Genomic DNA, 6,850 nt, shown 5'->3' on the forward strand with positions numbered 1-6,850 from the left:
TCGAAGCGCATCAAATCAGCCATTCGCAGGCCAGCCTGGCAGTAATGTGGCACGCGTTACATGGATTCCAGCGCCTCGACCCCCATCACCTCCAGGCCCGAAGCGAGGGTGGCGATAACCGCCTTGAGAAGACCGGCATAACTGGCCGTAAGCGCCGGATTTCCGGCCTGCACGAAACGCAGCCGCTCATCCTGCCCGCCCTGGTTCCACAGCGCATGAAACTGCGCTGCCAGCTCCTGCAGGTAAAAAGCAATGCGGTGCGGCTCATAGCTGCGCGCGGCCTGCTCCACCGTGCGCGGCCAGTGCGAGAGCGTACGGATCAGCCCCAGCACTTCCGGGTGGTTCAGCAGCCCGACATCTCCGGTCTGCGCGGTAATACCGGGAATAGCCTCCTCCATCAACCTGAGAGCCGAATGACAGCGCGCATGGGCATATTGCACGTAAAACACGGGGTTATCCTTGGTCTGGCTTTTCACCAGTTCCACGTCAAATTCCAGCGCCGCGTCGCTTTTACGCGTCAGCATGATGAAACGCAGCACATCCTTGCCGATCAGCTCCACCATGTCGCGCAGCGTCACGAAGGTTCCCGCGCGTTTGGACATTTTGAACGGCTCGCCGTCCTTCATCAGCTTCACCAGCTGGCACAGCAGCACCTCGCAGCTGGCCTTGCCGTCGCTCATGGCCGTCACGGCGGCCTTGATGCGCTTCACATAGCCGCCATGGTCAGCACCCAGCACGTCGATCAGCACATCCGCGCCGCGCTTGTACTTGTCATAGTGATAGGCAATGTCCGGCGTGAAATAGGTATAGCTGCCGTCGGATTTCTTCAGCGCACGGTCCACATCGTCGCCAAACTGGCTGGATTTGAACAGTGTCTGCGGGCGCGGCTCCCAGTCATCCGGCGTCTTGCCCTTCGGCGGCTCCAGCACGCCGACATACATCAGGCCCTTACCTTCCAGAAACGCCAGCGCCTCCTCCACCTTGCCGGAGGCAATCATCGCCGCCTCGGAAGAAAACACATCATGTTTCACGCCCATCAGGGCAAGGTCGCTTTTGATCATCACCAGCATGGCCGTAATGGCCGCCTGACGAAAAATAGGCAACCACTCGTCCTCAGCGGCTTTTACATACTTATCGCCATGTTCCTTGGCCAATTCCTGTCCAAGCGGCACCAGATAATCTCCAGGGTAAAGCCCAGCCGGAATCTCGCCGATATTCTCGCCCAGCGCCTCGCGGTAACGCAAATGGGTGGAACGCGCCAGCACATCCACCTGCGCACCGGCATCGTTGATGTAATATTCGCGCGTCACCGTATATCCGGCCTTGGCCAGCAGGCTGGCCAGCACATCCCCCACCACGGCCCCGCGTGCGTGGCCGATATGCATCGGCCCCGTCGGGTTGGCGGAGACATATTCCACATTCACCCGCACGCCCTTGCCGGTTTCACCTTGGCCATAGGCGCGGCCTTCCTTTAAAATGGCCGTCACCTGCCCCAGCCACACCTCCGGCTTCAAACGCAGGTTGATGAAACCTGGCCCAGCGATCTCGGCGGAAACCACCCCATCAATCTTTTGAAGATAGGGCACCAGCGCTTCCGCCAGCGCGCGCGGGTTCGTCCCCGCCGCTTTGGCCAGCACCATCGCCGCATTGGTCGACATGTCGCCATGCGCCGGGTCTTTGGGGCTTTCCGCCGTCACGGCGGCCATGTTCAGCCCGGCCGGCAATTGCCCGGCGGCCACCATCTGTTCCAGCGCAGCCAGCACCTGCTGGCGGTATGCGGCGAATAAATCCATAACAAAACCCTTGAATGCGGGCTGGTTAGTTAACGGTTTTACACCCTAAACGCAACCTTAGCCGTCTATGTGCGACAAACCAAACAGCTTCCGATGCTCCTGCATCGCAAACCGGTCCGTCATTCCGGCCAGATAATCGCAGGCCGCCACCGCCTGCTCCTGCGAACCCGCCGGGCCGTGCTGCCATTCCGGCGGCAGGCATTCCGGCTCGTTCAGGAAAATGGCGAACAGCTCCGTCACCAGCCTCCGCGCCTTGCTGGTCATGCGGTTGACCTTGTAATGCCGGTACATCTGCTTCATCAGGAATTTCTTAAGCGCCGCATTGGCCGCCGAAGCCTCGGCCGAAAATTCTACCGTTGCCTTGCCCAGCGCCCGTACATCAGCAGCAGATTCCACCCCGCTGGCCTTGATATTGGCGCGGGTCGTCTCCACCACATCTGACACCATGCGGTTGATAAAGCGCCGCAGCGATTCATGCACCAGCTGCTCCCGCTTGGCATGCGGATATTTCTTCATCGTCTCCGCAAATGCCTCACCTACAATCGGCAGCACGGCGATCTGTTCCACCGTGAACAGGCCGGCCCTCAGACCATCATCAATATCATGGCTATGATAGGCGATATCGTCTGAAAGTGCCGCCACCTGCGCCTCCATCCCCGGCCAGCTGGAAAGCTCCAGGTCAAATTCCGCGTTGAATTCCTTCAAGGCCCGCGGCAGCGGCTTTTCCGGCCTGTCTTTCGGTACATGCGGCCCCTGCAGCGGCCCGTTATGCTTGGCGATCCCCTCCAGCGTCTCCCATGTCAGGTTGATGCCGTGAAAGGAGGCGTAGCGGTCCTCCAGTTTCGTCAGGATGCGGATGGTCTGGGCATTATGGTCAAACCCGCCAAAACCATGCATCGCCTCGTTCAACGCATCCTCCCCCGCATGACCGAAGGGCGTATGACCCAGATCATGCGCCAGCGCCAAGGCCTCCGCCAGATCGTCATCCAGCCCCAGCTGGCGGCTGATGGCGCGCGAAAGCTGCGCCACCTCCAGGCTATGCGTCAGGCGCGTACGGTAATGGTCGCCCTCGTGGTTCACAAACACCTGGGTCTTGTATTCAAGGCGGCGGAACGCGGCGGAATGAATGATCCTGTCCCGGTCGCGCTGAAAGGCGCTGCGCGTGGCATGTTCAGCCTCCTGATGCTGCCTTCCCTTCGTCTGGCTGGCGAGGGTTGCGTAAGGTGCAAGGCTGCGAAAAGCGGGAGTATCTGGCATATCGTACCGAAAAGCGTTATATTGGGTTAAGTTTAGTGGGATAATCCGCCATGCACCAGCTTGAAGTCACCCCCAATGCCGCCAGCCGCATCCTCGCCGTCGCCAAAAGCGAAGGCAACCCTGGTCTGCGCCTTCGCATCAGCGTGGAAGGCGGCGGCTGCTCAGGCTTTCAGTATAAAATGGACTTTGACGACCAGCATAAGGAAGGCGAAATCGCCATTCGCCAGGGCGAGGCCGAACTGGTGGTGGACGAACTCACCCTCAGCTTCATGAAAGGCGCCGTGGTGGATTACGTCGAGGACCTGACCGGCGGCCAGTTCGAGATCAAAAACCCCAATGCGGTCGCCAAATGCGGCTGCGGCACGTCCTTCGCCGTGGATATGGCAAAACTATAGCGCCGTCACCGGCTGTTGGTAGTGGCCATATCGGCGCCGCGTCAGCGCCAGCAGCATTCCCGCCATCAACCCTGATGCAAGTGTGGACGACCCGCCATAGCTGATGAACGGAAACGTCATCCCCTTGGTCGGCAGCAAGTGCAGGCTCACGCCGATATTTACGAAGGACTGGAAGCAGAACAGCATCACCAGGCCGGAAACCGCCAGCATGATAAACAGGTCCTTCTCTCCCCAGATGCGGCGAATGCTCATCAGCGCCACACCCAGAATCGCCACCACGATGAACATGCAGAAAATCGCGCCCAGCTCCTCACCCGCCACGGCGAAAATAAAGTCGGTATGCGCATCCGGCAAATGGCGCTTCACAATGCCCTCGCCCGGCCCCGCGCCAAACAGCCCACCATGCTTGAAGGCCTCCATGGATTTGATCACCTGGTAATTCCCCTCGGCATCCGGGCTGAGGAAGTTGCTGATACGCTCATTCACGTGCGGGAAAAAGAGATACCCCACCACCAGCATTCCCACCAGCGCCGCCACCGCCAGCGCACACACCGCCCAGGGCAGCCCGGCCAGAAACAGCTCACCGCCTGTGACAGCCAGCACGGTGACGATCATCCCGAAATCCGGCTGAAGCACGAGCAGCAGCACGGCAAGCCCGACAGCCCCCACCAGCATCAGAATGGGCTTCCAGCGCCGTTGCCGCAGAAACTCCGCCAGCAGCCATGCCAGCGCCACGGCCAGCAGCGGCTTCAAAAATTCCGACGGTTGAAGCGAAAGCCCCATGGGCAGGTCCAGCCAGCGGGATGCCCCTTTCACCTGCGTGCCCACAAACAGCACCACCACCATGAGCACATAGATAATTCCAAGCCCGGCGAAGGCCATGGTCGGCAACCATGCCAGCGGAATCATGGAAACCGACAGCATCAGCACAAAACCGCCCGCCAGAAACAGGATGTGGCGGTAGAAGAAATGCATCGGCGTGCTGCCGATGCGGCTGGCCACGGCCGGGCTGCCAGCCATCACCAGGAACACGCCGATCACCGCTAGCAGCACCAGCGTGCCCAGCACCCAGCGGTCGATGGTCCACCACCAGCGGCCCATGAAACTCGTATTGGTTCGGTTAAGCGGCAGCATGACTCATCACCTTTTTGACAAGATCGCGGAACGCATGGCCGCGCTCCTCAAAATTCTTCCACTGATCCATGGATGCGCAGGCGGGCGAAAGCAACACCACCGGCTTGTTCACCGCATGCTGCGCGGCATCGCTGGATGCCCTGACGAAAGCATTGGCCAATGTACCACAACGCACCACCGGCACCACCCCTTCCAGCAAATGGACGAAGGCCTCCTCCGCCGCGCCGATGAGATAGGCGCGCGTCACCCGGCCGCGTATCAGCTCCAGGTCAAGCACATCGCCTTCCTTGGCAAGCCCGCCGGCGATCCAGTAAATATTCGTGTAGGATTTCAAAGCCTGATGCGCCGCATCGGCATTGGTGGCCTTGCTGTCATTCACATAGATTATGCCATTCTGCTCGCCGACCTTTTCCATCCGGTGCGGCAGCCCGACAAATGCATCGATGACCCGCTGCAATACCTCCACCGGCACGCCAAGCGCCATGCAAAGCGCCGCCGAAGCCGCCGCATTCTGCGCATTGTGCGGCCCCTGCAGGGAGGGCGCATCCTTCAGGGAAAGCGTCGCATCCCCCTGCGGCAGATGCAGCTCGATAACCCCGTCATGATAGGCAGCGTACCACCCCTCGCGCGGCACGGTGGATGCCTCACCCAGCGCCACCACCGTATGGCCCAGATGGGTGGCATCGTGAAACTGCTTTTGCCAGCTCACCAGCGTCCACGGGTCATCGCAGCCGATAACCGCTACATCGCCCGTTTTCATATGGCGGAAAATCCGTTCCTTCGCTTCGCGGTACCCTTCCATGCTGCCATGCCGCTCCTGATGGTCGACCGACATGTTCAAAAAAATCGCGCCACGGCAGTGGAACTTATCAACCAGGTCCAGCTGATAGCTGGAAAGCTCCAGCACATAGGCACCCGCCTGCGCATCCAGCGCCACGGCGGGCACGCCCAGATTGCCGCCCACGGCCACCGCGCCCAGCGGCTGCGGCGCTGCCGCCAGCATCTGCCCCACCAGTTCCGTGGTGGTGGATTTGCCGTTGGTTCCGGTAATGCCGATAAAGGCGGCATCCGGCCGCTGCAGATAGAGCATCTCCGCATCGCCGATCACCGGCTTGCCGTGCTCGCGCGCCAGCTTGGCCGCCACATGCGCTTTCGCGCCGAAAATGGGAATGCCCGGACTCATCACCAGCCCGGTCAGCACCGGCCAGGGCATGGCGGCGGGTTCGCAAATCTCGATTCCCTTGCCTGCCGCCGCCGCTCGTGCATCCGCCTTGTCATCCCAGGCAAGCACCAGCGCACCGCCGTCACGCAACCCTTCGGCCATCGCGGCGCCGGCCTTGCCCAGCCCCACCACCGCCCAGCTTTGCCCGCGTGCTGCTGTAAGCCTGGTCATGACCTACCGTAATTTAAGCGTGGAAAGCGCCAGCAGGCACAGAAACACCGTAATGATCCAGAAGCGGATCACAATGGTCGGCTCTTCCCAGCCCAGCTTTTCAAAATGATGGTGCACCGGCGCCATCCTGAACACCCGCTTGCCCGTGGTCTTGAACGAAATCACCTGAATGATGACCGACAAGGCTTCCGCCACAAACAATCCCCCGGCCAGCGCCAGCACGATCTCATGCTTGGTGATCACCGCAATCGTGCCTAAAGCACCACCAAAAGCGAGGCTTCCCGTATCCCCCATGAACACCATGGCGGGTGGAGCGTTGTACCAGAGGAAACCCAGCCCCGCGCCGATCAGCGCCGCGCAGAACACCGCCAGCTCTCCCGCACCCATCACGCGATGAATCTGCAGGTAATCCGCATACACCGCATTGCCCGCCACATAGGCGATGAACCCGAACGTTCCCGCCACCAGCATGATCGGCACAATGGCAAGCCCGTCCAGCCCGTCGGTAAGGTTGACGGCGTTGGATGCCCCCACCACCACCAGCATGGCGAAGATGAGATAAAACGCCCCCATGTCGATCAGCACATCTTTCAAAAACGGCAGCGCCAGGTGCTGATTCTGGTTGGAAGCGGAATAATACTGAATGGCAAGCGCGGCCATACCCGCCATGATGAACTGCGCCACGATCTTGATGCGCCCGGGCAACCCCTTGGTGTTGCGTTTGCTCACCTTCAGATAATCGTCCAGAAAACCCAAAAACCCGTAGCCCAGCGTTATCAGCAGCACGATCCAGACGAACGGATTGGTGAATTCCATCCACAGCAACGTGGAGATGGTGAGTGAAATCAACATCATCAGCCCGCCCATGGTCGGCGTGC

Annotated in this window: 6 protein-coding genes; 1 reads left to right on the top strand and 5 read right to left on the bottom strand. The window is 60.5% G+C overall.

Annotated elements, in window-relative coordinates; translation table 11 throughout:
- Positions 1-56: 56 nt before the first annotated feature.
- Together GC177_10755 and GC177_10760 are read right to left on the bottom strand one after the other, a co-directional pair.
- Complete coding sequence (locus GC177_10755; protein MBI1276429.1) at positions 57-1,793, bottom strand: arginine--tRNA ligase; 1,737 nt, start codon at positions 1,791-1,793, stop codon at positions 57-59.
- A gap of 57 nt (positions 1,794-1,850) precedes the next feature.
- The gene (locus tag GC177_10760; GenBank protein MBI1276430.1) at positions 1,851-3,050 is read right to left on the bottom strand and encodes a deoxyguanosinetriphosphate triphosphohydrolase; all 1,200 of its coding nucleotides are present in this window, start codon (positions 3,048-3,050) and stop codon (positions 1,851-1,853) included.
- 50 nt (positions 3,051-3,100) lie between these two features.
- Between GC177_10760 and erpA the strand changes: the two genes are divergently transcribed.
- Positions 3,101-3,445: an iron-sulfur cluster insertion protein ErpA gene (erpA, locus tag GC177_10765; GenBank protein MBI1276431.1), complete on the top strand. Its 345-nt coding sequence runs from the start codon at positions 3,101-3,103 to the stop codon at positions 3,443-3,445.
- Here erpA and GC177_10770 read toward each other — a convergent pair.
- From GC177_10770 to GC177_10780, 3 genes are all read right to left on the bottom strand, one after another.
- Positions 3,440-4,579, bottom strand: a complete 1,140-nt coding sequence (locus tag GC177_10770) for a cell division protein FtsW (protein MBI1276432.1) — start codon at positions 4,577-4,579, stop codon at positions 3,440-3,442. The genes erpA and GC177_10770 overlap by 6 nt on opposite strands.
- Entirely contained in the window at positions 4,566-5,972 is a 1,407-nt protein-coding gene (murD, locus tag GC177_10775; GenBank protein ID MBI1276433.1) for a UDP-N-acetylmuramoyl-L-alanine--D-glutamate ligase, read from the bottom strand. The genes GC177_10770 and murD overlap by 14 nt, the downstream gene beginning before the upstream one ends.
- Before the next feature lie 3 nt (positions 5,973-5,975).
- Positions 5,976-6,850 (bottom strand): phospho-N-acetylmuramoyl-pentapeptide-transferase (locus GC177_10780; protein ID MBI1276434.1); only part of this gene is annotated, 875 nt, incomplete at its 5' end.

This window comes from bacterium (assembly GCA_016124905.1).
Lineage (GTDB): Bacteria > Pseudomonadota > Alphaproteobacteria > Rickettsiales > RI-342 > RI-342.